The organism is Oceanobacillus manasiensis (assembly GCF_000724085.1).
GTDB lineage: Bacteria > Bacillota > Bacilli > Bacillales > Amphibacillaceae > Oceanobacillus_B > Oceanobacillus_B manasiensis.
On record NZ_CCDL010000006.1, the window covers coordinates 60,764 to 85,861 of the forward strand.

Consider the following 25,098-nt stretch of genomic DNA (forward strand, 5'->3'; position numbering starts at 1 on the left):
ATTATATAGGGAAGCGTTTTCTCTAAAATATACTATTATAAATAACAAGGAGGCATGGCTGTGAGTTCAAAAAAAAATCGTGAACAACATCTGTTACTGTTTCTCTCAAAAAATCAAGGCTATGTTACCTCGCAGGAACTAGTTAAAGAACTTAATGTTTCTCAAAAAACGGTATATCGTCTAATAAGAAAAGTTAACGATGAATACATGGAAAGTCCTTTAATCATATCTGAAAGAGGGAGAGGTTATAGACTAGATTACGAAAACTTTATTAACTACCAAAAGAGTAATAACAAAAGCCAAGAAAAACAATTTTCTCCTGATGAGAGACGTAAGCGCATTATGGAAGAATTATTATTGTCTTCTCCTAAGCCTATAAATATTTACAATTTGTTTAGTAACTATTATGTAGGGGACTCCGTTATCTTTAAAGACGAACAATTAATGAGCGACGAACTTAAAAAGTACAATTTAGTTTTAGAGCGAAAAGACAGAAAACTAGCCATATTGGGAGAAGAAGCTGATATTAGGAAGGCGATCAAAAATGTTAATGAAATATTTAATACCATTGACATTGATGATTTAAAAAGAAACCAAGAACTTAATTTTAATAAGCATGATGTTTTATTTATATTAGGTCAGATCAGAGATATAGAAAAGGATTTAGATATAACAATTCCTTACCCTTATAATGTAAACATTTTCTCGCACTTATATATATTATTAAGTCGCACAAGGAAAGTTCCATCCTTATTGTTTCCAGATAAGGTTTCTGTTGAAGAAATGGAAAGTATGAAAAGAGATTATATTTTGTATCCGGTTGCTAAAGCTGTTGTTAATAATATAGAAAAGTATTTAAACAGTACTTTGCCAGATATTGAGATATGGTTTCTATATCAGTATTTAGTGTCATCAAGGATGCAGGGATCTCTTGCTAAAACCTCTACTTTTTCCAAAGAGGTCATCCAAGTTACGCAAGCGTATATTGAAGGGATGCGTATTCACTTAGGAATTGATATAGATAGCCAATCCATTTTTACTGATTTAGCCAACCATATCAAACCTATGCTTAATAGATTAGATTACAAAATTCGAACAAAAAATAGCTTGTTAAGCCAAATTAAAGTAACGTATGAAGATGTTTTTTGGGGTGTAACAAGTGTATCTGAATTTGTAAGTAAAAAATTCAACTTACCAGAGATAAACGAAGATGAAAATGGATTTATCACGCTTTATTTTGCAAAGGTAATTGTAACAGGCCAACATCAACGTCCTATAAAAACACTTATTATGTGTACTACGGGAATTGGAACCTCGGAGCTTTTAAAAGCAAAGGTCTCAAGAAAATTTCCTGAGCTAGAAATTGTTGATGTAGTAGCTTCCCAAAATATGAAAACGTTTAAAGAAAAATACTCAGATGCTGAGTTAATCCTGAGCACGGTTCATATAAAAGACGAAGTACCAATTCACTTTTTATTAGTGAGTGCTCTGTTTTCAATTGATGACCAAAAGAGACTTCAGAGAAAAATAGAGGAGATTTATCATGGAAAATAATTTACTCTATCACGTCTACTTTGATTGTGGGCTAACAACAAAAGAAGAAGTACACACATTTATCTCTGAGATGGTATGTCAGGAAGACCCTTCGCAACAAGAGGAGATCATTAACCAGTTAAATGATAGAGATATGGCAGGTAGCACATTAATCGCAGAGCATGTCATGTTACCACATATTGAAAGCGATAAAATAAAGAAGAGTCAGATTATGTTTATCCGACTAGCAAACCCCATACTATCATGGAATTGGCAGACGAAGGATATCCGTTTACTAATAGTTATTTTATTAAAAGAAAATGAAGATGAACAGGTGAAAAAAAGAATATCCTCGTTCACGCGAACTTTAGCAGATGAAGCGTATTTATCTCGATTATTAAATTGTAGTGACGAAGAAACGTTGAATAAAGAAATTAAAAAAACTTAGGAGGAATCATGATGAAAATAGTAGGAGTAGCAGCATGTACAGTTGGGATTGCACACACATATATTGCACAGGAAAAATTAGAGAATGCCGGAAAGAAAGCAGGTCATGAAATTTCAGTAGAAACACAAGGGACAATTGGAACAGAAAGTGAATTAACACAAGAACAAATTGCTGAAGCGGACATCGTTATCATCGCTGCAGACGTTAAAATTGCAGGAAGAGAACGTTTTGAAGGAAAGCGAATCATTCAAGTTACGACGGAAATAGCTGTGAAATCTCCAAATAAATTAATTGAAAAAGCGGTAGAAGTCGTAAATCAAAAGAATTAACTAACGTAATAGAATGGGAGAGAAAAAGCATGGAAGTAAAAGATATTGTAGATTTAAAAACAATCAAAACAGACTTGAGTGCAAAAAATAAAGAGGAAGCATTACAAGAATTAGCAGAAGTATTATTAAAAAATGAATACATTTCAGATGTCGAAGTGTTTCTGGAAGATATATATGCTAGGGAAGCTGTAGGACAAACTGGGATCGGAAATTATATTGCTATTCCACATGGGAATAGTGAAGCAGTCAATAAAATAGGAGTAGCTATCGGTATTACTCAAGAAGAAATTCCTTGGGAAACTCTAGATGGGAATGGCGTTAAGGGGATCATTCTGTTTGCTGTTGGAAAAGAGAATGACGGTGCACAAACGCATCTAAAACTATTATCACTATTTGCTAGAAAACTAGGTAATGATGAAGTCATCGAAAAAATGCTACAGTCGAAAAATGCTTCAGATGTGCAAGAAGCCTTGTGTAATTAAGGTTCGGATTATATAGGAGGGGTGAAAATGAGTAAAATAAAAAATTTAAATCTTAAAGGTCATTTATTGACCGCGATTTCATATTTGATACCAATTGTATGCGGAGCTGGTTTCTTAATAGCAATTGGTATGGCATTTGGTGGGACGAGTCAATCTGAATTAATACAAGGTGAGTTTACCATATGGGATGCATTAGCAACAATGGGTGGAGCAGGTTTAGGCTTATTACCTGTCGTTATATCTACTGGTATTTCATACTCCATTGCTGGAAAACCAGGAATAGCTCCAGGTTTTATTATCGGTTTAACTGCTAATGCAATTGGTGCTGGATTCATTGGCGGGATTTTAGGAGGTTTCTTAGCGGGTTATCTTGCAGTAGCTATTTTAAAACATTTTAAAGTACCGAAGTGGGCTAAAGGCTTAATGCCAACTTTAATTATACCATTTTTCACTTCCATTATTGGTGGTTTAATCATGGTTTATGTGATTGGTTTACCAGTCGCTGGTTTTACCTCTTTATTAACAAATGCGTTGGAAGGTTTAGGTTCTTCTTCCTTGTTGGTATTTGGTGCGATTGTAGGTTTATTGAGTGGAGTTGACTTCGGTGGTCCGATCAACAAAACAGTATTTGCCTTTGTACTGACAATGCAGGCTGAAGGAATTAACGGGCCTATTACGGCATTACAACTAGTAAACACAGCAACTCCAATTGGATTTGGGTTAGCTTACTTTATAGCAAAGTTATTTGGAAAGAAAATCTATACACCAGTGGAAAAAGAGACGTTGAAGTCTGCTGTACCAATGGGTGTCATTAATATTGTCGAAGGTGTCATTCCAATTGTAATGAATGATATTGTTCGTTGCGTAATCGCAGTAGCAATTGGTGGAGCGGCCGGTGGTGCTACATCAATGGTTCTAGGAGCAGATGCAACTGTGCCATTTGGTGGTGTGTTGATGTTACCAACCATGTCACAACCATGGACCGGGGCCGTAGCAATATTAGTGAATGTGCTTGTAACAGGAATAGCCTTGGCTTTAATTAAGAAAAACGTGACGGAAGAGGATGTTAAAGCACAAGAAGAGGTAGAAGAGGACGATATTGATTTAGATGATATTCAAATTTACTAACCAAGTGTAGTTGCAAGATTTCAAGGAGGATAACTAGATTATGAATAAAGTAGAATTTTCACCATCATTGATGACAATGGACTTAGATAAATTTAAAGAGCAAATTACGTTTTTAAATGATCATGTAGATTCTTATCACATTGATATAATGGACGGGCATTATGTTCCAAATATTACATTATCCCCATGGTTCATTGATGAAGTACGGAAAATAAGTGATCTACCAATGTCTGTCCATCTTATGGTCACAGATCCAAGTTTCTGGGTTGGACAATTAGTTGATATGAAGTGTGAATGGATATGCATGCATGCAGAAGTACTTGATGGCTTGGCTTTCCGCTTGATTGATCAAATACATGATGCCGGATTAAAAGCAGGGGTGGTACTAAATCCAGAAACGCCTATTGAGACTATTTTCCCTTATATTGAATTAGTAGATAAAATCACCATCATGACAGTTGATCCAGGGTTCGCTGGACAACGTTTTATCGATGGCACCCTTGATAAAATTGTCGCATTAAGAGAATTACGAGAAGAAAAGGATTATCAATATGTTATCGAAATGGATGGATCATCTAATCGGAAATCATTTAAAAAGATTGATGCAGCGGGTCCCGATATCTATATTGTAGGCCGTAGTGGTTTATTTGGATTAGATGATGAAATTGAGAAATCATGGGAAATTATGAGTAAAGATTATGAAGACATGACTGGAAAAACAATAAAGTAAAAATCTTAAGAGGCTGGTTTGGCAATCTCTATCGCAGATTGTTTAAAAGCCTCTTTTCTTGGGAGGAGAAATGTATATGTTTGATAAAATTGATCAACTTGGTGTTGATACGTTACGTACATTAAGTATTGATGCCGTTCAAAAAGCAAATTCTGGGCACCCAGGTCTACCTATGGGGGCTGCACCAATGGCATATGCTTTATGGACAAAGCACTTAAAAATTAATCCAGCAACATCACGTAATTGGGTAGATCGCGACCGTTTTGTGCTATCAGCAGGTCATGGTTCTGCATTGCTATATAGCATGCTTCATTGTGCAGGATATCAAGTTACAATAGATGACTTGAAAAGTTTCCGCCAATGGGACAGCAAAACACCTGGACATCCAGAAGTAGGCCACACAGACGGCGTAGAAGCAACTACTGGTCCATTAGGCCAAGGAATCGCGATGTCTGTTGGAATGGCTATGGCAGAAGCACATTTAGCCGCAACCTATAATCGTGAAGACTATAATGTCGTTGATCATTATACCTACGCACTTTGTGGAGATGGTGATCTAATGGAAGGTGTTTCCCAAGAAGCTGCTTCATTAGCGGGACACTTAAAATTAGGCAAATTGGTTGTTTTATATGATTCAAATGATATTTCACTAGATGGACCTACCACTAAAGCCTTTACTGAAAATGTCGGTAAACGGTTTGAAGCAAGTGGTTGGCAGCATCTCTTAGTGAAAGACGGTACAGATTTAAACGCGATTTCTAAAGCGATTGAAGAAGCGCAAGCAGAAACAGAAAAACCAACATTAATTGAAGTAAAAACAGTCATTGGGTTTGGCGCTCCGAATGCTGGAACATCATCGGTTCATGGGGCACCATTAGGCACAGAAGGTATTGAATCAGCTAAGAAGGCGTATGGTTGGGATTACCCAGCTTTTACAGTTCCGGAAGAAGCGGCTGCCCGTTTTAAAGAATCTATTCAAGATCGCGGTCAAGTTGCTGAAGAGGCATGGAATCAAACGTTTGAAGCTTATGCAAAAGCATACCCTGCATTAGCTAAGCAATTTAAACAAGCATTTGCTGGTGAGTTGCCTGAAGGCTGGGATAGCGAGCTACCGACTTATGACGTAGGCGAAAGCCAAGCGAGCCGTGTTTCTAGTAAAGAAATGATTCAAGCATTATCAAAAGCTGTACCAAGCTTTTGGGGTGGTTCTGCAGATTTATCTGCATCAAACAATACGATGGTCGCCGCTGAAAAGGATTTCCAACCCGGTCAATACGAAGGACGCAACATTTGGTTTGGTGTGCGTGAATTTGCAATGGCTTGTGCAATGAATGGGATTCAACTTCATGGTGGGACACATATATATGGCGGAACATTCTTCGTATTTGTCGATTACCTACGACCAGCCGTCCGTTTATCCGCAATTCAACATGCTCCTGTAACATATGTCTTAACTCACGATTCAGTAGCAGTTGGAGAAGACGGTCCAACACACGAACCAGTCGAACAATTAGCAAGCTTACGTGCGATGCCAAATGTCCATGTTATTCGTCCAGCGGATGGTAATGAAACCCGTGCAGCATGGAAAATTGCGATGACTTCTAAAGATACACCGACCATTTTAGTGTTAAGTCGTCAAAACCTACCAGTCATCGAAGGAACAAAAGAAAATGCGGATGAAAATGTAGCTAAAGGTGGCTATGTAATCTCCCCTCAAAAAGGTGAATTGCCTGAAGGCATCCTTATTGCTACTGGTTCAGAAGTAAGCCTAGCAATGGAGGCGCAAAAGGCTTTAGGGGAAGAAGGCGTCGATGTATCCGTCGTTTCCTTACCAAGTTTTGATCTATTTGAAGCACAATCACCTGAATACAAGGAATCTGTATTACCAGAAGCGGTGAAAAAGCGTATTTCAATCGAAATGGGATCCAAGTTTGGTTGGGAAGAGTATGTAGGTGATCAAGGCACTTCATTGAGTATTAATAGATTTGGGGCTAGTGCTCCAGGGAATAAAATTATAAGTGAATTTGGATTTACAAGTGAGGCTATTCAAGAGGCTTATAGGAACCTATAAGTGTGTGTTGATAAAATTATCGTACGTTATAACTAATCATTATTCTAAAACTATGCTACAAGAGATTCTAATGAATAACACTAAATATAGACAAGAACGTTAATATAACGGGCACTTTCCATTTTGGGGAGTGCTTTTTTTATGGCAAACATGTTGCTATAAGTCATTATGGCTATTAATAATGTACCCTTGAAACTCTACCCGCTGCTTTTAATTGCTTGAAATTATATTAAAATCTATTTCGGAACACTTCCTCTCTATTGATTGCATAGGTTTTCGATAAACGTAAGTAATCCCAAAAATTTCACATTCTTTTGTTTATAAGATAAATTCTCCGGTTTTGAGAGACCTGGCATCTAGATAGTCCATCTTTTTAATACCTATAACTGTCGCAACAAAAAAGTAACCACCCATTAAACGCCTAGCAAGCCTTTGGGTTGGTTACTTTTTAAAATCAAATTGTCAGCTTCCCCTCGAAGGAATTTTACACATTAGGCCGTTCCATGTACCCCCATGGACGGTCCTTTATTATCATATTACTATCTATGAACAGGACACCTCATTTTTTCTATAAGATAAAACATAACCCATATTAACAATAAACGCTGTCTATATGTTTAAAGTCTAATAGAACAGACTTGACTAGAAACCTTTGATTTTGTCCTTAAATTCCAAATGATATCTTGTTAATCTTCCGTTCCCAAGTCTAAAAAATGCCTAACTTCTTTCACATAATCATCAAGTCGATATGCATTGTATAGGCGGCCGGATAATCGGATTGGGTCTCCGAAAAAGTACCTCTCATATTGGGTTTGTCTCGTTCCAAATGAACTCATTGTTAGGTCCCAGGCTAACCTAAATATTTTCACTCGATCTTCGGCGTTACTAGTTGCTGCTTGAAGATATTGATCGAGATCTGCTCGAATAGACGATTTAAATGCATTTTCAGTAGGCAGACTAACCAGGCCACTAGCGCCAATTAATTGAATAATTTCGGTGAAGCGGGGATACATTTTAGGGAAGATGTTATTGGCAACCTTAAGCGGAACAATATCCGGACGCATGACTCCCCACTGATCCAACTCCGCATCATTCTCCGATTTTTCCAATAGAGCTTTCATTGTTACTAGACCAATAATGATCTCCGACAGCTTTTCCTGAATATGTTGATATTCTCTCACGTTAATAGTCTGCACAAGGAGCTCAGCCAGGCCTAAAATGAATTCCGTTTTAGCAATTTGCCTGGTTATGACTTGGTGGGTCGTAAAACTGTGAAAAGAACTTTGGTATGAGAAATCTGCGGCGACAATAGCATTGTCATAATAGAAAATTCGATTCCACGGAACGAGTACATTGTCGAAAACAAGAATGGTATCCATCTCTTCGAAACGAGAGCTTAAGGGGTGATTAAAAAGAGAATCCCCACCAACAAACTGCTCTCTGCAAATGAATTTTAACCCCTTCGTATCTGAGGGAATGGAAAAGGCAAAAGCTTCATCTTCATTTAGCAAAAATTTAGGAGTACTAATAACTAATACTTCGTCGGTTAACCCACCTTGAGTAGCTAAGAGTCGTGACCCTTTAATTACAATCCCTTCTTCATTCCTATCAACCACCCGGGCTACAATGGGTTCTTCCTCAGAGGATTCTAAGTATGACTCTGAACGGTTTACTTGGGGTGTGACAAATGTATGGGTGAATGAAAGGTCTTTTTTCATCGCCAATTCATATAAGGACTGGATATTTTCCGGAAAACAGTTGGCTCTTCCTCTTAGTAAGGGAGAAGAAGAGGCGAAACTCATTATAGCGGTATTGAGGTAATCGGGGCTTCTCCCAATCAATCCACCTGTACGTTTAGCCCAATGCTCACTTGCCTTTCTTCTTTTTATTAAGTCATCTTTTGTTTTAGGTTGCAGGAAGGAAAGCCCAACAGCCTCCCCTGTTTCTGTGTGAGGGAAAGTCATCTCCTCTTTAATCACAGGGTCATGTTGCATATCATATAGGGAAGCCTTTGTTTGAAGAATTCCTTTGAATGCTGGATGCTCAGAAATTTCCCCCTCCACCTTTTCTCCATCCAGCCAAATTTCAGTATCCAGTTGATTTAAACGTTTTATAAAATCATTTCCAGTAATAGCTGCCACAATAACACTTCCTTAACCAGGTGTTTTTATAAAGTAATGATATTTTTACTGTATTATTTTATTAAACCGGGTGTTTATTTGTTCACTTTTTTTAAATTGAAAAAGTCCGTATACAAAGAAGAAATAAAGCCGTGATACCTGTAAAAGCTAGTTGAATTTTTTAATAGGTATGGTAAGATTTTCAGACACAGAATAATCCGATTCATTTGTTGGGGGAGGTAAATCCCCGGCAAAGTGTAGTATTTAACATTATTAAAGGATGAATTAATTGAGGTATATAACGGTATTTTTCATAGCTTTATCAATCGTTATATTATTAAGTGGTTGTAATAATGATGGGGACAGGGAATCTACCCAAATCCCATCACTTATTCAAGATCATAAGTTTGGTTTACATAGTTTCGGAAAATATTACAGATACAAAAAGTTTGAAGATGTTGGCACATATGAAATGGGTCCAATAGCTGTAACTATCGAAATGGCAGAAGTGGTAAAAGGGCGAAGTACAGTGGAATTTAGAACGGAAGATCATAATAAATTGATGGAAATGGTTAATGTACAAATTAAATTTGAATTAAACAGAGAACTTAGAGACGGTTTTACTTTTAATAATGAGCATCTACAACTATCAACAAATACTGGAGAATTGATTCAACAGCCGGATGAATTTATGAGTAGTATTATTCATATGTCAGTCCTTGAAACGAACCAAAAGTATGGTAATGAGAGTAACCTTCGTCAATTTACATTTCTTCTTAAAGATTCTACTGTAGAAGAAATTGAGAAAGCAACACTGAAAATAGATTCACCGATTGACCATAATGGTCAGATTCTAGGGGAAGGATTGGAGGTTGAAATTGATTTCTCTAATAGTGAGGACACGACCTTATAAACCGCCTAATTATTTAACACTGAGTTAGCAGAATTGCCATGTTACGTAAAAGGAGCCACTAGCTATGTCAGGAAACATACTCGTCAAAAATATGACATTTAAATACCCCTCCATGATTTCACCACTTTTCTATAATGTATCGGTAAACATCCATGAAGATTGGAAGCTAGCCTTGATTGGCAGAAATGGCCGTGGAAAAACGACATTATTTAAAATCCTTTTAAATCAATTAGACCATGAAGGTACTGTACAATCGTCCCTTCCGTTTAAGTACTTTCCCATTTATCCAGACCCGATAAGCATTACAGCAGAGCAGCTGTTGCTTCAAGTAAATCCTTTGACTGAGCGCTGGGAAATGGAGCTTGAGCTATCCTGTATGGACCTCCCTGCTGACATTTTGGACAAAGACTTTCATATTTTGAGCGGCGGGGAGCAAACAAAAATCCTGTTAATTGGATTATTTCTAAATGAACACTGCTTCCCATTAATTGATGAGCCGACAAATAATTTAGACGTCCATGGGAGAAAAGTAGTTGGGGAGTACTTAAATCGGAAAAAAGGATTTATTGTGGTTAGTCATGACCAACATTTTCTAAATCAGTTTGTGGATCATGTCCTTGCGATTAACAAAGAAAGCATAGACGTTTTGCAAGGTAATATCGATACATGGCAGCTTGAGAAAAAGAACGCGGATAATTTAGCGGAAGAAACGAATCAAAAGCTATTTAATGAGATCAATCGTCTTGATGCTGTTTCAAAAAGGGTTGGTGCTTGGGGACAAAAGAGAGAAAACAGCTCAAAAGATGCGGCTGAGAGAAGGTTAGCCGCAAAACAGATGAAGCGGTCAAAAGCTATTAAAAAGAGAACGGAAGAGAAAATAAAAGATAAGCAAGATCTTATACGTAACGTGGAAGAAGTTGCAGGTTTGAAGATTCATGTAGAGCGGCCAACAAAGCAAATTCTCTTTTTGAGAAATTTTTCAATATTACGAGAAGGGAAGCCATTATTCGAGCCAATTAACGTGGACATGTATCCAGGGGATCGATTGTTTATCACTGGGAAAAACGGTGTAGGTAAATCAACATTATTGAACTTTATTCTTGGGAACGGTCAGTTTGAAATTGCCGGCGACTATAATATACGGTTGCCTGACAAGTTGTCTGTTTTAAATCAAAAAAATCAGCTTAATGAAGATTATGCCACTATCTTGAATGAACTCACGGCAGATGAAAAAGAGACTTATTTACATTTGCTCCATCAATTAGGTTTTACACGCTCTCGCTTTGCAGATCAATCAAGTACTCATTGGAGTGCAGGTGAACAGAAAAAAGTATTCCTCGCACATGCATTACTTGGTAATCATTCCTTATTTATTTGGGATGAGGTTACCAACTATCTAGATATGATGATCATTGAACAACTAATAAATTCAATTAAGAGGTATGAACCTACCATGATAGGAGTCGACCATAACGAACATTTTGTGGATTCTCTTGCAACAAAGAATATAGTGCTACGAAGTATAACGTAAACATACAGAGTTAAACTCTTTTCCATTTTGGGGAATTAGAAATGGACAACTTCCCGCTTTGTTTTAACAAAAAGCCCCTTTCTTTTCTAATTTTCCTCAAAAAAGGTACAATAACAGGGAAAGGAGTTACGTATGACAATGACAGCACAATATGATTTACCACAACAAATAAGTGAATTATTAGATGAAAAGAAGAGAACGACGGATAACTTGAGTGAATTAATTCGACCTGGAGGCTATATGCCACCAAATGAGGATCTACTAATAGATGCAATCTCAGCGCTTAGTATGGGAAAAAACATTTTGTTGAAAGGGCCAACTGGAGCGGGGAAAACGAAATTTGCAGAAACACTATCAAGCCTGTTTCACCAGCCGATGTATAGTGTCAATTGCTCTGTTGATCTGGATGCAGAGAGTCTTATTGGTTTTAAAACATTGGCCTATGAAGGGGAGAAACAAGTCATAGACTTTGTACCTGGCCCTGTGATGAACGCAATGGGTAACGGGACGTTTCTCTATATTGATGAAATCAACATGGCAAAACCTGAGACACTGCCACTAATTAACGGTGTACTTGATTACCGCAGGACGATTACGAATCCATTTACCAATGAAATCGTAACAGCCCAGGATGGATTTGGTGTTATTGCAGCAATTAACGAAGGGTATGTCGGCACCGTACCATTGAACGAGGCATTAAAGAACCGCTTTGTTGTCATTGATGTTCCGTACATCGAAGGGGAACAACTGAAGAGTCTTATTAAAAACAACACACGCCTACAGGATGAACGCATGGTAGATCTGTTTGTCTCGTTATCAGCCGATCTCGTACAAGCTGCGTTTCAAGGGAAGATCTCAGAAGATGCAGCATCTATCCGGGCTATTCTTGATGCGTGTGACTTAAGCTCCATTATCCCGCCACACCGAGCTGTACAACGAGCCATTGCCGCAAAGCTCGATGAAGAGCGAGAGCAAGAATTCATTATGAGTTTAGCCGAAACCTTATTCTAGTTAGGAGCATGATTCATGTATCGTTTTTATGATGCAAAAGTAGATACATTTTTATTTCGTCAGCTTCAGGATCTTGCTACCGTACTAGCAAGGAGAGCTGACCTCACATTCGAGTATAGCTATGGGGCATATATTGATATGGTAGACAATAAGGTCACTGCAAGCAGAACGTGGGATACGGCTCCAGCATCGTTACAAATGGGTGGGCTCAAGTCAGATATCTATTTACGAACGATAGGTACCATGCATTTTTCCAAGCTTCCAGAACTAAAGGCATACTTGGAGGCAGTGGAAGAAGCAGGATTGCCTAAGTTTTCTTCACAACTTATGACCTTATTTGAGGATTTAAGGCTAGAGGAAAAAATTCGAAAAGACCGCCCAGGGACAAAACGTGTTTTTGACATGCGCACCCAGTATTACCGGCATAAATTTACAACTGACCTTGCAGCACATGTGACGAGAGGGTTTGCCCTTGATGAGTTGTTTTGTCTTATCTATTTATCCTTGCAATCAGACAGCCCTGACCCAAGCTTTCCGAGAGCGACGCAACCACAGCTAGACCAGCTAGCTACTATTCAGTCGCTCTTGTATGAAGTGTTTGAAGCGAGGGACACAAGGTCGATTGCACGCATTGCGGAACAAGTCGTGTATCGTGTACATGATCAATACCGCGATATGGTTGATGAGTATTTCGTCTTCCCTGTTGGCCATTTGGAGAGTTATACAAAGAACACCTTGTTTGATGAGTTGACGAGAACAGACGAACTGGCCAATGATGATAGCGAGGAAGTAGATGAAGAGAATAACGAATATATTGATGAGGAATTTTCCACCTGGCACAGGGAGAATGAAAACAGTGACCGGAAACAGACCTTCCTGCAGTTTGAACTGGAAGTAGGAACCAAAACAAACATTAAAGGTGGCGGAGCAAGGGAAACAGAGGATGCAGACCAGGCAATGGGTTCCATTCAAGGTTCGTCCCAGCAAACGAGAAATAAAGATTACTCAGAGCTGGATGCCCTGGATAAGCAAGAAGATAATAAAGGAGCTTCCGCGGAGAATCAATTCGGTGAAGAAAATAAAGATGCCGTTAAATTAATTGAGGAAGCAGAAAAACCAACGGCCAAAGATCGAGAAGACTATCAAGAGATCCTTCACGCAATTGAGCCGTATAAGCGGAAGCTTGCCACCGTTATTAAAAAAACGATTGAGCATAAAAAGAACTCACCGAGAAAGGATCTCATGGCAGGACGTCTCTCCAAAAAGTTATTGCCACTCATGTTAGAGGAGAAGCCACGGGTTTTCTACAAAAAGAATCAGGAGTCCAAAGAATTTGATGCGGCGTTTACATTGCTTGTCGATTGCTCTGCATCAATGCAAGGGAAGATGGAAGAAACAAGGCATGGAATAGCACTATTTCATGAAGTATTAAAAACCTTCCACATCCCCCATTCGATCATTGGTTTCTGGGAGGATGCCATGGACGTTCAGGAAAATTATCAGCCGAACTACTTCCATGTTATCCATTCTTTCCAGGATTCGCTTTACAAAGAAAATGGCGCAAAGATTATGCAGCTTGAAGCTAGAGAGGATAACAGAGATGGGTTCAGTATCCGTGTGGCTGCGAAAGAACTGGATAAACGTCGAGAAAAAAACAGATTCTTACTTGTTTTCTCAGACGGCGAGCCAGCAGCAGCCAACTATAACCAAAATGGAATTATAGACACAAATCTAGCTGTAACAGAGGCGCGTAAAAAAGACATCGAAGTCATAGGGATGTTTTTATCCGATGGAGAAGTAGAAGAGCGGGATGAAGTCTTAATGAAAAACATCTACGGACGAGAAAAAATCATCGTCCCTGCTGTCTCCGAACTACCGGACCACTTCGCCCCATTATTGAAAAAATTACTGTTGAAAAGTATATAGAGAACTAGTGTTTATTTAAGGTCGTGTGACTCGAAAGGAATAATCTTCGAATTCACACGGCCTTTTCTTGCTCTATTTGTTCCGCTAGCGAAGTATTTTTTGTAGCGCATTTCTAGCGTATGTACTGGAAGCAATCTGTAATTCAACTAGGTCTTTTGGCGGAATATGGCTTCTGGACCGGGAAAATCTAACAATAATTTACAAAAACAATAGATTTTTATAGTATTGTACGATAAAATTGAAGAAATATTTTAAATTTACTATGATTGTTACATAGAAAAGGAATGTAGCGAATGAACTATCAAAATAACCTTCTTCGATTTTTATTTTCCATGGATGATCATGTCATAACGATAAGAGAGGCAGAGAGCGTAAAACGCGTATGGAAGGTTAACCTTTTGCTCATCTTAATTAGTCTAATCCTATACGGTTACATGGCTTATTTAGGAATGGGGACAAACATCTTGTCACCAGAAGCACAAAGCGTTGCCCCAATAGCCTATGAACAACAAAAATTTTGGTTTCTCATTGGTAGATTAGCATTTGGATTGATATTCGCATCGTTCATATTATTTGCTCCAACACTTTATTTTTCATTGCTAACAGATATTCCATATAGGAAATTAGTTGTCATGCAACAGGTCGTGCTTTTCGTAATGTTAATAGAACGGGGAATTTGGATTCCTTTGGCTGTTTTCAATGGTCTTGACTGGTATGTATCCCCTGTCTCGTTTGGTATCATTACATCTTATCTCACCGATGTCTCGTGGCTCATTTACTTTTTTGGTGCTATATCACTCTTTCAATTCTGGATTATCTGGTTTCAAGTACGTTATATACGCTCCATGACAGAAATTAAAAAGCTACATATCTGGGTATATGTCCTCCTGTTTCACTTCTTTTTATGGGTGCTGACAGCCTTACTCGCATTCATGGACCAATCTATGATTAACAGGTGGTTTGGATAATGAAATTTAGGAAAAAGCGTCTTATACAGCTCATCGTGTTACTATTTATAGCCACGAATTTTTCACTCGTGTTCTTAGATGAAGAAGAGAAGGTAGATCGTATTGCATACATTAATGAATGGTCCGAGGTTTTTCAATCAGATCTAGAGGAAACGGTTAGTACGCCGGGAGTGCTCGCAGCAATGGAGGAAAATCCGATTTATCTTGATGAAGAAAGCGGGACCTTCAACGAATTTTTGGTAGAAGAGAGAGATTACGTAACGGTTGGAGATCCACTATTTTCCTATAGTGTACATAATTATTATGAAACAGAAGCAAATTTACTAGAAGAAGCAACAAAGCTTGAGAGTCAGCTTACATCCATTGAAACAGCAATTACAACAATTAGCGCCTATCAAATCCCTGAAACAGATACAGAATCGGCACCTTCCTTTGAAGTGACTAACGAGGAGATTCGCGTAGAGTTTCCGCAAGATCCTATTGAAGCAAATTTGATGAAGGAGCAATACCTCGCAGAAAAGGAAAATGAACTAAGCCAAAAAACTGCCGAGCTTGCCTTAGTCGAGGCACAAATCTTGGAGCTTCAGGAAACAGGAGATACGATAACGGTAGAAAGCCCATTTGAAGGAAGAATAAAAGAGCTATCCCATGAACTTAATAACCCGCTCATCACCGTAGAAAGTACAGCATTGCATGCAAAAGGGGAGCTTGCAGAGTCTGTTAGACCATTGATTGAACAGGGTTTTCCAGTAAGAGTTGAGGTAGCAGAAGTAGCAGCACTACTCGAAGGTACGGTAGAAGAGGTTAGTGATTCACCAAAAGAAGAGGTATCTGTTGAAGGAGAAAGTATTTATCCACTGCATGTTACGTTTGAAGATCCTGCCTTAACGGAAGAGGAAACGTTAGATGAAACAGATGATAGTGAGGAGAGTGCAGAAATCATCGACTTACTACCTGGCTATCACGCAAATCTAACCATTATCACAGATTCGGCAGAAGGGGCTGCTACTCTATTTGAACGAACTATTTTCAAAAACAGAGTGTGGAAAATGACTGTTGATGGAAGGTTACAGGAACAAACGGTAGCCACGGGTATCCACATGGATGATATGTTAGAAATTGTAGAAGGTGTCACAATTGGAGATTGGGTGGCAGGTGGTCCAGAGGGACAGCTACGTGATAATGCTACGTTTGTTACACCATTAAAACTTTGGGAGCAGCCGTGGAGGAAGTTGATGAGCCCGCAGGAAACCAACTGGTGGGATCATTTTGTGACAGGAATTATATCACGCTAATTTTTACTAAAACTAAAAAAGAAATCGGCAACCAGCCGATTTCTTTTGATTATAAACATAACGTGTGCTCTCCGATTTTGCACTTACATATTGGATGCTTGTTTTGTTTCGTTTGTTTTTTGATGTTCGCGGTAATTCAATACGTTTACAACTGCGCCGATCATTAAGACCATTCCTGTAAGAAAGAACCAGATCATGAGGACGATAATCCCCCCAAGACTTCCATATGTTGCGGAATAATTACTAAAGTTGCTGACGTAAAAGGAAAAACCTAATGAAATGAGCAACCATAAAATGCTCGCAGTTAGAGCTCCAGGAAGTATATACTTAAAAGGAATCCGTTTATTTGGAGCAAATCTGTACAGAATAAGCAGGAATCCGGTTATTGCCAACAAGCTGACTGTCCAACGTAATACTTGAAGTACTATTTCCATTGCTCCTGAAAATCCAACGAAAGAACTTACAAAGCTTAAGATAACATCACCGAAGACTGGGACAAGAATGGCGATAACAAGTGTTACAATCATGCCTAATGTGAGTCCTAATGAGATGAGCCTTACGACGAGAAAATTACGTGTTTCTTCCACGTGGTATGCTTCATTTGTTGATTTGATAAAAGCATTTATCCCTGCCGATGAGGACCATAATGCACCAATAATACCTACTGTAAGTAGTCCGCCCCTTGGAGTATTCACAAGGTTAATAATGTTTTCTTCAAACACACCTGCAATCTCGCTTGGCAAAATGTTACTTATAAAGCTCACTGCTTCTTGTGGGTTTATGTTAAAATACGGTATTAATGCAAAGCAAACGACAATTAAAGGGAAAATGGAGAGGAAATAGTAATATGCCTGTGCCGCAGCTAGTATTGGTACATTATCCCGTTGAAATTGGTCTATAAACTTTTTTCCGTATGCTTTTACTTTTTTCATATGCTAACCTCCAAACGTGTTTCTTTTCCTATACCCATCATGTTAATCATTCAATCGTAAGAGGCTTCACGTTTTATTTCGAGAGGGTAGTGGTATAATGCAATTAAGAAGGAGGGTTTTTTAGTGGAAGGAATATTTTATCTAGCAATTTTATTACTCGCTCTAGCGTTTGCATTAGTTTCAATTTATATAGCCATTGTATTAAAGCGTCTTGCTGATAACATTAAAACAATGGGCAACACGCTCGGAGAATTCGAAAAAGAACTACAATACATTACTCCCCCATTAAAGGAGACCATCCGGGAGACCGGGAACACCATTGACGATATTCAGGAAAAATTAGATGCAACAAACAGCGTATTCGATACCGTTGACCATGTAGGGACATCGGTAAATACGACCAACGAATTTATTCAAAGCAATTATAGCGAGCTGTCTGATGAGGAAATGCAGGAAAAAACAAAACCATTCCAGGAAGCAATTAGATGGAGTGAGGCAGCACTTAAAGTATTTAATATGTTTAAACAAACAAAGAAATCAAATGAAAAGAACGAGCTGATGTTACAAAATGAGAAGCAGCTTGTACCAGTAAATCCATCAGGGAGAGAGGAAAGATAATATGACATTAACAGGAGTCGGCGTATTACTTATCGGGGTTGCTTTTATTGTAATCGCCATTTTTGTAGCACACGTACTTAATAATTTAGCTGGAGTATTGAGTGGAGTAGAGAAGACGGTACAACAGATGCCGAAACAAATGGAGAACATTTTTAAGGAAACTGGAAGTCTTATCGAAGAGAGCAATAATACACTTCGTGATATTAATGATAAGATGCACCAGTTAAGCCCCATGTTTCATATCATGGGAGATGTTGGGAATGTGACACGGAAGTTTTCATCTTCTCTAGTAGATGTTACAGATTCTTTGAAGATGAAGACGGGAGAAGTAAATGATGTAACCAATAAAAATAAACTTGGTGGTGCGTATGGTACGTTTGCACTTGGGTATTATTGGTTGCAGAAAAAAAGACAGCAAAAGAAAACGCAGAACGATGGAGTAGCTGGTCGTGAATTCAATGAATAAAGCTATATTGTCTATTTTAGCAGTAACGACCGGCGCTGCAGCGGGTTGGTTTGTTAAAAACATCAAGGATAAGCGTAACGACCTTGAGGAGAATAAGCCACTTTTAGAGAGGTTAAAACAAGCTGAGAGAAAGCTGTATGAGGCTGGGCAGCGACATGATGAGCAATTGAAACGCATTAAGAGCGAGATTGATCAAAAAGTATCAAACTAAAAATCCCCATTTTGGGGATTTTTTTAATGTTTTTCCTTAACGGCGCTCTGCGCTTTTCTTTTGTCTAGCTACGAGCGCCAGAACCTAGGCGACTTCGTAAATCGCCCTACAATAAAGAAGACTTGCAGATTGGTGTGAACCAGAGGTGTAGTCGCACTTATACCCGGAGGGTGAAAGTCATCATCGATTCGTTCCTCATCATGATTCCTTTATTTCAGTTGATTCACTCCAGCCGCTACGCTTCTTAACGGCGCTCTGCGCTTTTCTTTTGTTGTTGGACTACGTAATAAATTAGTGTACCTAACCCGTAAATTCCTTCTAGGTCATGCTTTGTGATAAAGGAGCGACCTTCGGCGGTGTCTACTTTTACATTCATTACTTTATCGGCGATCGATGTTGATAAATGATTTGTAGCTCTGCCTGCATCTCCAATTGTATGGAAGATCGGACTTAGCTCCTTAATTTGGTTGTTTATTTGAGATAACGTGTCGTTACCGGATTGCAAAGCATTTTTCGTTTGGGACATCATGTCATCTACTTGTTTCGGAAGATTGTCTGTTGTCTTTTGTAATCCACCTAAAACACCTGCCAGTTTATTCAATGGCTTAATTAATACAATAACCAATACTAAAAATGCAATGCCAATAACCAGTACGCCAATTCCAAGCCAATCCATAGAATTCCCCTTCCTTTATTAACTTATTTTTATAATACCACTACTTATTTTAAATGAAACGTAAGAGGCCTTAAATATGACATAAGGATAGTATTTCTCCTAAGTCGGAGCTTATGTGTCATGAAGGCATATTCGAACAAGTTGTCCCATAGAATAAGCTAAGGTAATTTACGGTAAAGGGGACTAGCAAATGAAACGGGGAAGTAAGTTTATAATATGGGGAATAGGGATGCTTTTATTAGTATTTTTAATTCAATTGCCTTTGACTGAAAGTGATAAGGAATGGAGTGCATCTTCGTGGTCACTACCTTTGTCAGGGAAAACGATTGTAATTGACCCAGGTCATGGTGGGCCTGATGGCGGTGCAGTTGGAAAAGATAATACACTTGAAAAGGGTATATCCCTTGAAGTGTCAAAAAAGGTACAGAACTATTTACAGCAGGCTGGGGCATTAGTTTATCTAACAAGGGACGTAGATAAGGATTTGGCAAAAGAAGATACGAAAGGACTAGCCCGGAGGAAGGCACAAGATATCCGAAATCGTCTTGAGTTTATTCATGAAAAAGAACCGGACTTTTTTCTGACGATACATTTAAACGCACTGCCTTCCACAAAGTGGAGAGGCGCACAGACTTTCTATTATCCTCAATTTGAGGAGAACAAACATCTTGCAAGCATGATTCAAGCCGAAGTGATTCGGAATATGGAAAACACCAATAGGGAGCCAATGGCAATTAACGGAATATACTTATTAAAGCATGCAGAGGTACCCGGAGCATTAGTGGAAATTGGCTTTTTATCTAATGAAGAAGAGAGAGAATTGTTAAAACAAGATGATTACCAACGACAAATGTCAGCAAGTATTTATGAGGGAGTTCTACGCTATGTAACAGAGGAACCTAAACAGGAAAAAGAATGAAAGGGTGACCAATCCTAATCCGGTAAGGAATTCATATCACTTAGATTTTGGCTAATTTATGTTATACTAGCCATGAGTGTAGGGATACACAATAGCTGGAAAGGGAAGGTGACGTATTGTGTTGAAAAAGGACGAAATAATTCAATTACTAAATCCTGTTAAAGATCCATTTTTACATAGATCGCTTGAAGAAACAGAAGGGGTCAAAGAAGTAACGATAAAGGAAGACAAGAACCATGTAAGTGTAAAGGTGGCCATCGGAAAAACCAATACCGCTGAACAAATGCAGCTACAACAAGAAATTGTGGGCATATTGAAGAAGAATGGTGCATCCACAGTGGGGCTTCGTTTTGAACAACTGCCTGATGACGTAATTAAGAAGTATCAGTCGGCTGTAGAAGAATCTAAGGAAGCATCGCTAATGGGTGGCAATACAGATACAAAATTTATTGCGGTTGCAAGCGGAAAAGGTGGAGTAGGAAAATCAACAGTTACTGTGAATCTTGCTATGTCCCTTATGCGTTTAGGTAAAAAAGTTGGGATCATTGATGCGGATATTTATGGTTTCAGTGTACCTGATATGATGGGGATTGAGGAGCGACCAGTAGTTCGGGCAGAAAAGATTATTCCTGTTGAGAGGTTTGGAATAAAAGTAGTATCAATGGGCTTTTTCGTTGAAGATAACTCACCAATTATTTGGCGTGGTCCTATGCTTGGTAAAATGATTAACAGTTTCTTCAAAGAAGTAGAGTGGGGAGACTTAGATTATCTCCTGCTCGATTTGCCACCAGGTACTGGAGACATCGCGATGGATGTCCACTCCTTATTACCAAGCTGTAAGGAAGTCATTGTAACAACACCACATCCAACGGCAGCGTTCGTCGCAGCACGTGCTGGGCAAATGGCGCTGAAAACGGATCACGAAATCCTTGGGGTTGTAGAAAACATGGCTTATTTTGAAAGTAAAAAGACAGGGGAAAAAGAATATGTCTTTGGACAAGGTGGCGGGAAGAAGTTGGCTGAGGCGTTAAGCACCAAGGTGCTTGGCCAATTGCCACTTCAGCAGCCCTATGAGGAAGAAGATGTTTTTGCACCATCCATTTACCAACAAGACCATCCAATTGGACAAGAGTACCACAAGATTGCGTCCAAAGTTGTCGCAAAAATGGAAGAGTAAAATAACGAACATACGAAAGCAGAGCGGAGGCATCATTTCACCGCTCTGTTTTTTAATGCAAATAAGATAGAAAAGTATGGAACTATAGGAGATGTTTTAAGAGCCACCACCGCCACCGGCACCACCGCCGGATTGCTCTCCGCCGCCTTCGCCACTAGCTCCACTTTGTTCTTGAGATTTTTCGCCGCCATCTTCTTGCCCACTTCCTTGCTTTTCTGCGGCTTTCAAAAGTATGTCTTGCATTTTAGCCTGAAAGGTAGGGGTTTCCAATGTCTGTTGGATGGTTTCCTCGAGATGGGAGCGGAATTCCTGCCCCTTTAATGTGCTGAGCATTTGGTCGGTAATTTGGGGGTTTTGCAAAAGATCTAGCATTTGCTTTTGGTAATCAGAGTCATTCATTAAGCTTTTCATCAGCTTTTTTTGTTCTTCTTCCATCGATTTTGCATAGCCTTCGACAAATTTGGGATCTTTAAATAAGGTGGACCACATTTCAGCACCTTTTTCTGATCCAAGTGTTTCATTTATGGATTTCTTTACAACATCTGATTGGATGACAAGCTCTTGTTTCATTTTTTCATCTGCCATAATTTCTCCGAGGGCCTTCTTGCCATCTTCGGTCTGTAATATATCGACAACCATTTTCTTTGTTGTCTCATAATCCCCTTCTTCTCCCGAGGCACTACCACCTCCACTGCATGCTGTAATAAAGACTGCAGTTATAGAAAGAAAGGTAATGAATATTAAGCGGTTCATGGGTAATCCTCCTTCCTCCACACCTTTAATATGAGTGTCGAAAAAGAAAAATATGCGCTAGGGTAAGGAAAAATGTCTTCCATCGTGATAAACTACATATGTAAGCATTTGCGTACATATGCAATAATTTTTAAAATGTAAGAAATTATAAAAGTTGCTAACATGGTGGCGTGTAACAGCGAGGCTCTGTGCTTTTCTTGCATACATAGGGGGAAGTTGTCTTGAATAGTAGAAAATTGGTGAACTTCTTTATGAAAACCCTGTTTTTAGGAGGGTTAGCCGGTTTAATTACCAGCTTTTTTGTGAAATGGGAGGATTATCGTAGTAATTTTTCTCCGTTTGATTTTATGGAGTTACTTGGACTGGTCATCTTTTTTATAGGGATCGGGCTCGTATTTAGTGCGATTAGCCAAACAGGTTTTTTTGCATACTTATTTATTAACCGTTTAGGGTTAGGATTATTCAGAGGCTATTGGCCAACTGTGCAAGTGCTTTTAATCGCATTTGTCGTATTTGACTTGGTTTATTTCCCTTACCAGGCTACTGATGGGGAAGTGTCTGTGTTCTGGTACATCCTAATGGCTGCAGCAATCTTGGGATACGGTTGGTTTGTTGCTCGTATTAAAGCACAAGAAACGAATAAGCGTGCATTCATCCCAGCTTTATTTCTAATGGTAGTTATGACAACGCTAGAATGGATTCCGGGATTGAATACTGAAGGAACAGACTATGCGGTACTTATGATTGTGACATTATTAGTGTGTAATACGTACCAATTACTCACATTACACCGTATAAACCCAGGCAAGCCGGCGGAGGCGAATGGGAATAAGAAGGGCGAAAAACAATAAGGTGATTTAAAAACCTGCTGTGTATGATATACAGCAGGTTTTTCTGTCTAAAATGGTAGTACGGCTTCTTCACCTATCACGTTGCACTTTATATGCTAATCCACGATTTTTGATTCGGCATGTGCCTGGCTTTGTAATTCACTAATTGGGATAAAGGAAAAGCCCTTGTTTTTTAACCCTGGAAGAATTTTGTTAAGAGCTCCAGCAGTTTGCTTTGCTGAATCTGAAGCATGCATAAGGAGAATATCACCATTCTCAGTATGTTTCATTACATTATCGACAATGCTATCAGTACCGGGATTGTTCCAGTCATTTGAGTTTACATTCCAGTGCACCACTGTATATCCCATGTTCGTTGCCAATTCTATAGTATCTTTGTTGAACTGGCCGCTTGGTGGGCGAAGAAGTTTAATATCTTCATACCCCAGTTTCGTAAATGTCTCTTCTGCTTTACTTAGGTCATTTCTTATTTGATCTGTTTCCATTTTTAAATAGCTTTTGTAGCGATAACCGAGCATTCCCAATTCATGCTTTCCTTCTGTGATTGCCTTCAGTATATCTGGATGCCTTTCCGCCCATTCCCCGCTGACAAAAAAGGTAGCCTGGACTTGCTTGTCCTCTAGCTGTTTCAAAATCTCGTGTACTTTCTCTTCTCCCCAACTGATATTAAATGTCAGCGCGATATTTGTTTCGTTCGCATTTCCTTTTGTTAATGCCTCAGGTGTGTCACTCGAAAAAACGGAAAATGCACCGTCCCGCTCAAACCAAACAAAAGTAGCTGTAAATAAGGCAAACAGTACAATAATCAACCAGCGTTTCCATTTGTTAAATTTTAAAACGTAAAAATGCTGCAAGTTTAGCCCCCCTAAATACTTGTCCTTTCCTTATCCTATGCAATAAAGGCTCCACTCTAGAACTTATTCGGTAATAGCTAAAAAAGAAAGAATAGAGAAATATGGATGAAAAAGGAGTAAAAGTGGGAATAGTAATCCTATGATGTTACCAAAATAGACACGAAACCTTTTTGTACCGACAAAATCCGCCAAGAATCCCGAATGTTTATATTAAGCAATACAGTAAAGTAGATTTTGTCTAAGAATGAACTGGACTAAAAATGAAACCTGCACACAGAAAATGAAATATGAGGTGAATACATGTTAGGGTTACTAATTAACGAAATGGAACAAAAGGAAGTAGAGTATCTTTTAAAACGGGAACTAGAAGAATTGCTAATGGATTTGGAAGACCATCGTATTGATCAAAAGGTTAAACGGTCTATGCGAGAAAGGTACCAACTTCTATTTCAATTATTTCGTAGAGTGGCCAGTGAAAAGGAATGCCTGAAGTACATGCCCAAGCGGAGTGAGCATCAATAATAGAAATCGCCATAAGATGGCGGTTTTTTTATAACGGTGGAAATGGTGAGAAAAAGTTTCGCCTCCTTGGGGGTGGTGGTGACATATTAAGCATAAATGCAGCATGAAAAAGCCACTCTCTCTTAGGTCTAAGCCGATTGTATTGTACCTTCTGTTACTATTAATAGTAGGAAATGGTAACGAAGAATAAAAAAATATAAGTTTTTTTCGTTTTCCTATTGAACTTATTTTTTCTGTATGGTATATTATTTTCTGTTGTCAATAAACAACGAAACACGCAACACAGTTTCAAAAAATAATTTAAAAAACATGTTGACATTAAAATGAAAACATGATAAATTATATCTTGTCGCAAAAAACGACAGAAACTTAAATCGCTCTTTGAAAACTGAACAAAACAACTAGTATGTCAAGGAAAAACAGATATTCTGTTTTTCGAAGAAATACAAGCAGAAGCCAGTATTCTGCGAAAGCTAAGACAGATCGTGTTGATTGGTGTCAACATGGTACAAACTTTTTTGGAGAGTTTGATCTTGGCTCAGGACGAACGCTGGCGGCGTGCCTAATACATGCAAGTCGAGCGCAGGAAGCAAGCAGATCCCCTTCGGGGGTGACACTTGTGGAATGAGCGGCG

25 protein-coding genes and 1 rRNA gene are annotated in these 25,098 nt (G+C 38.7%); 21 read left to right on the top strand and 5 right to left on the bottom strand.

Translation table 11 applies throughout. From position 1 onward, the window contains the following. Window positions 1-54: 54 nt before the first annotated feature. The 7 genes from BN985_RS18690 to tkt all read left to right on the top strand — a co-directional run bounded on the left by BN985_RS18690 (window position 55) and on the right by tkt (window position 6,721). Window positions 55-1,554 (top strand): BglG family transcription antiterminator, encoded by a 1,500-nt coding sequence (locus tag BN985_RS18690; RefSeq protein WP_232225623.1) that lies wholly within the window; start codon window positions 55-57, stop codon window positions 1,552-1,554. Beyond that, window positions 1,544-1,981 carry a PTS sugar transporter subunit IIA gene (locus BN985_RS18695; protein ID WP_042225532.1) on the top strand — a complete coding sequence of 146 codons (438 nt, stop codon included), beginning with the start codon at window positions 1,544-1,546 and terminating at the stop codon, window positions 1,979-1,981. Before BN985_RS18690 ends, BN985_RS18695 begins: the two co-directional genes overlap by 11 nt. Before the next feature lie 11 nt (window positions 1,982-1,992). Continuing rightward, complete coding sequence (locus BN985_RS18700; protein ID WP_042225534.1) at window positions 1,993-2,310, top strand: PTS fructose transporter subunit IIB; 318 nt, start codon at window positions 1,993-1,995, stop codon at window positions 2,308-2,310. A gap of 29 nt (window positions 2,311-2,339) precedes the next feature. After that, a complete protein-coding gene (locus tag BN985_RS18705) occupies window positions 2,340-2,792 on the top strand; it encodes a PTS sugar transporter subunit IIA (RefSeq protein ID WP_042225536.1) in 453 nt (150 codons plus the stop codon). A 27-nt stretch (window positions 2,793-2,819) separates the two neighbouring features. Further along, window positions 2,820-3,920, top strand: coding sequence for a PTS fructose transporter subunit IIC (locus tag BN985_RS18710; RefSeq protein WP_042225537.1), 1,101 nt, complete (start codon window positions 2,820-2,822; stop codon window positions 3,918-3,920). Between the two features lie 40 nt (window positions 3,921-3,960). Beyond that, complete coding sequence (gene alsE / locus BN985_RS18715; protein ID WP_042225539.1) at window positions 3,961-4,650, top strand: D-allulose 6-phosphate 3-epimerase; 690 nt, start codon at window positions 3,961-3,963, stop codon at window positions 4,648-4,650. 76 nt (window positions 4,651-4,726) lie between these two features. Beyond that, window positions 4,727-6,721, top strand: a complete 1,995-nt coding sequence (gene tkt, locus BN985_RS18720) for a transketolase (protein ID WP_042225540.1) — start codon at window positions 4,727-4,729, stop codon at window positions 6,719-6,721. A 686-nt stretch (window positions 6,722-7,407) separates the two neighbouring features. On the opposite strand, the gene hpaB is transcribed toward tkt, so the two are convergent. After that, entirely contained in the window at window positions 7,408-8,862 is a 1,455-nt protein-coding gene (gene hpaB, locus BN985_RS18725) for a 4-hydroxyphenylacetate 3-monooxygenase, oxygenase component (protein WP_042225541.1), read from the bottom strand. 268 nt (window positions 8,863-9,130) lie between these two features. Between hpaB and BN985_RS18730 the strand changes: the two genes are divergently transcribed. The 6 genes from BN985_RS18730 to BN985_RS18755 all read left to right on the top strand — a co-directional run bounded on the left by BN985_RS18730 (window position 9,131) and on the right by BN985_RS18755 (window position 16,485). Further along, window positions 9,131-9,754 carry a hypothetical protein gene (locus BN985_RS18730; protein WP_042225542.1) on the top strand — a complete coding sequence of 208 codons (624 nt, stop codon included), beginning with the start codon at window positions 9,131-9,133 and terminating at the stop codon, window positions 9,752-9,754. 64 nt (window positions 9,755-9,818) lie between these two features. Beyond that, window positions 9,819-11,285, top strand: coding sequence for an ATP-binding cassette domain-containing protein (locus tag BN985_RS18735; protein WP_042225543.1), 1,467 nt, complete (start codon window positions 9,819-9,821; stop codon window positions 11,283-11,285). Between the two features lie 138 nt (window positions 11,286-11,423). After that, a complete protein-coding gene (locus tag BN985_RS18740; RefSeq protein WP_042225585.1) occupies window positions 11,424-12,296 on the top strand; it encodes an ATP-binding protein in 873 nt (290 codons plus the stop codon). A 15-nt stretch (window positions 12,297-12,311) separates the two neighbouring features. Next, a complete protein-coding gene (locus tag BN985_RS18745) occupies window positions 12,312-14,222 on the top strand; it encodes a vWA domain-containing protein (protein ID WP_042225545.1) in 1,911 nt (636 codons plus the stop codon). Between the two features lie 293 nt (window positions 14,223-14,515). After that, on the top strand, window positions 14,516-15,190 hold the full coding sequence (locus BN985_RS18750; protein ID WP_042225548.1) for a hypothetical protein: 675 nt from the start codon (window positions 14,516-14,518) through the stop codon (window positions 15,188-15,190). Then, window positions 15,190-16,485 (top strand): efflux RND transporter periplasmic adaptor subunit, encoded by a 1,296-nt coding sequence (locus tag BN985_RS18755; RefSeq protein ID WP_042225551.1) that lies wholly within the window; start codon window positions 15,190-15,192, stop codon window positions 16,483-16,485. Before BN985_RS18750 ends, BN985_RS18755 begins: the two co-directional genes overlap by 1 nt. Before the next feature lie 83 nt (window positions 16,486-16,568). Here BN985_RS18755 and BN985_RS18760 read toward each other — a convergent pair whose 3' ends face one another. Then, window positions 16,569-17,417 (bottom strand): YihY/virulence factor BrkB family protein, encoded by an 849-nt coding sequence (locus BN985_RS18760; protein ID WP_042225555.1) that lies wholly within the window; start codon window positions 17,415-17,417, stop codon window positions 16,569-16,571. A gap of 123 nt (window positions 17,418-17,540) precedes the next feature. On the opposite strand from BN985_RS18760, the gene BN985_RS18765 reads away from it, so the two are divergent. Genes BN985_RS18765 through BN985_RS18775 form a run of 3 tightly spaced genes read left to right on the top strand, consistent with a single transcriptional unit; the run spans window position 17,541 to window position 18,712 of the window. Continuing rightward, the gene (locus tag BN985_RS18765; RefSeq protein ID WP_052360758.1) at window positions 17,541-18,035 is read left to right on the top strand and encodes a DUF948 domain-containing protein; all 495 of its coding nucleotides are present in this window, start codon (window positions 17,541-17,543) and stop codon (window positions 18,033-18,035) included. Between the two features lies 1 nt (window position 18,036). Further along, window positions 18,037-18,501: a DUF948 domain-containing protein gene (locus BN985_RS18770; RefSeq protein WP_042225557.1), complete on the top strand. Its 465-nt coding sequence runs from the start codon at window positions 18,037-18,039 to the stop codon at window positions 18,499-18,501. After that, window positions 18,485-18,712: a hypothetical protein gene (locus tag BN985_RS18775; RefSeq protein WP_042225558.1), complete on the top strand. Its 228-nt coding sequence runs from the start codon at window positions 18,485-18,487 to the stop codon at window positions 18,710-18,712. The genes BN985_RS18770 and BN985_RS18775 overlap by 17 nt, the downstream gene beginning before the upstream one ends. A gap of 244 nt (window positions 18,713-18,956) precedes the next feature. Here the strand turns inward: BN985_RS18775 and BN985_RS18780 are convergent, their stop codons facing one another. Continuing rightward, on the bottom strand, window positions 18,957-19,388 hold the full coding sequence (locus tag BN985_RS18780; protein ID WP_042225561.1) for a DUF948 domain-containing protein: 432 nt from the start codon (window positions 19,386-19,388) through the stop codon (window positions 18,957-18,959). A gap of 190 nt (window positions 19,389-19,578) precedes the next feature. On the opposite strand from BN985_RS18780, the gene cwlD reads away from it, so the two are divergent. Together cwlD and BN985_RS18790 are read left to right on the top strand one after the other, a co-directional pair. Then, window positions 19,579-20,307, top strand: coding sequence for an N-acetylmuramoyl-L-alanine amidase CwlD (gene cwlD / locus BN985_RS18785; RefSeq protein ID WP_042225564.1), 729 nt, complete (start codon window positions 19,579-19,581; stop codon window positions 20,305-20,307). Window positions 20,308-20,425: 118 nt separating this feature from the next. Beyond that, on the top strand, window positions 20,426-21,484 hold the full coding sequence (locus BN985_RS18790) for an Mrp/NBP35 family ATP-binding protein (RefSeq protein WP_042225568.1): 1,059 nt from the start codon (window positions 20,426-20,428) through the stop codon (window positions 21,482-21,484). Window positions 21,485-21,580: 96 nt separating this feature from the next. On the opposite strand, the gene gerD is transcribed toward BN985_RS18790, so the two are convergent. Then, the gene (gene gerD / locus BN985_RS18795) at window positions 21,581-22,237 is read right to left on the bottom strand and encodes a spore germination lipoprotein GerD (protein ID WP_042225571.1); all 657 of its coding nucleotides are present in this window, start codon (window positions 22,235-22,237) and stop codon (window positions 21,581-21,583) included. A gap of 221 nt (window positions 22,238-22,458) precedes the next feature. Between gerD and BN985_RS18800 the strand changes: the two genes are divergently transcribed. After that, complete coding sequence (locus BN985_RS18800; RefSeq protein WP_042225575.1) at window positions 22,459-23,088, top strand: KinB-signaling pathway activation protein; 630 nt, start codon at window positions 22,459-22,461, stop codon at window positions 23,086-23,088. A 95-nt stretch (window positions 23,089-23,183) separates the two neighbouring features. On the opposite strand, the gene pdaB is transcribed toward BN985_RS18800, so the two are convergent. Further along, the gene (gene pdaB / locus BN985_RS18805) at window positions 23,184-23,942 is read right to left on the bottom strand and encodes a polysaccharide deacetylase family sporulation protein PdaB (RefSeq protein ID WP_042225578.1); all 759 of its coding nucleotides are present in this window, start codon (window positions 23,940-23,942) and stop codon (window positions 23,184-23,186) included. Between the two features lie 300 nt (window positions 23,943-24,242). Here pdaB and BN985_RS18810 point away from each other — a divergent pair, with 300 nt between their 5' ends. Beyond that, window positions 24,243-24,464 carry a hypothetical protein gene (locus BN985_RS18810; RefSeq protein WP_042225581.1) on the top strand — a complete coding sequence of 74 codons (222 nt, stop codon included), beginning with the start codon at window positions 24,243-24,245 and terminating at the stop codon, window positions 24,462-24,464. A gap of 515 nt (window positions 24,465-24,979) precedes the next feature. After that, window positions 24,980-25,098, top strand: a 16S ribosomal RNA gene (locus tag BN985_RS18815); the annotation flags it as partial.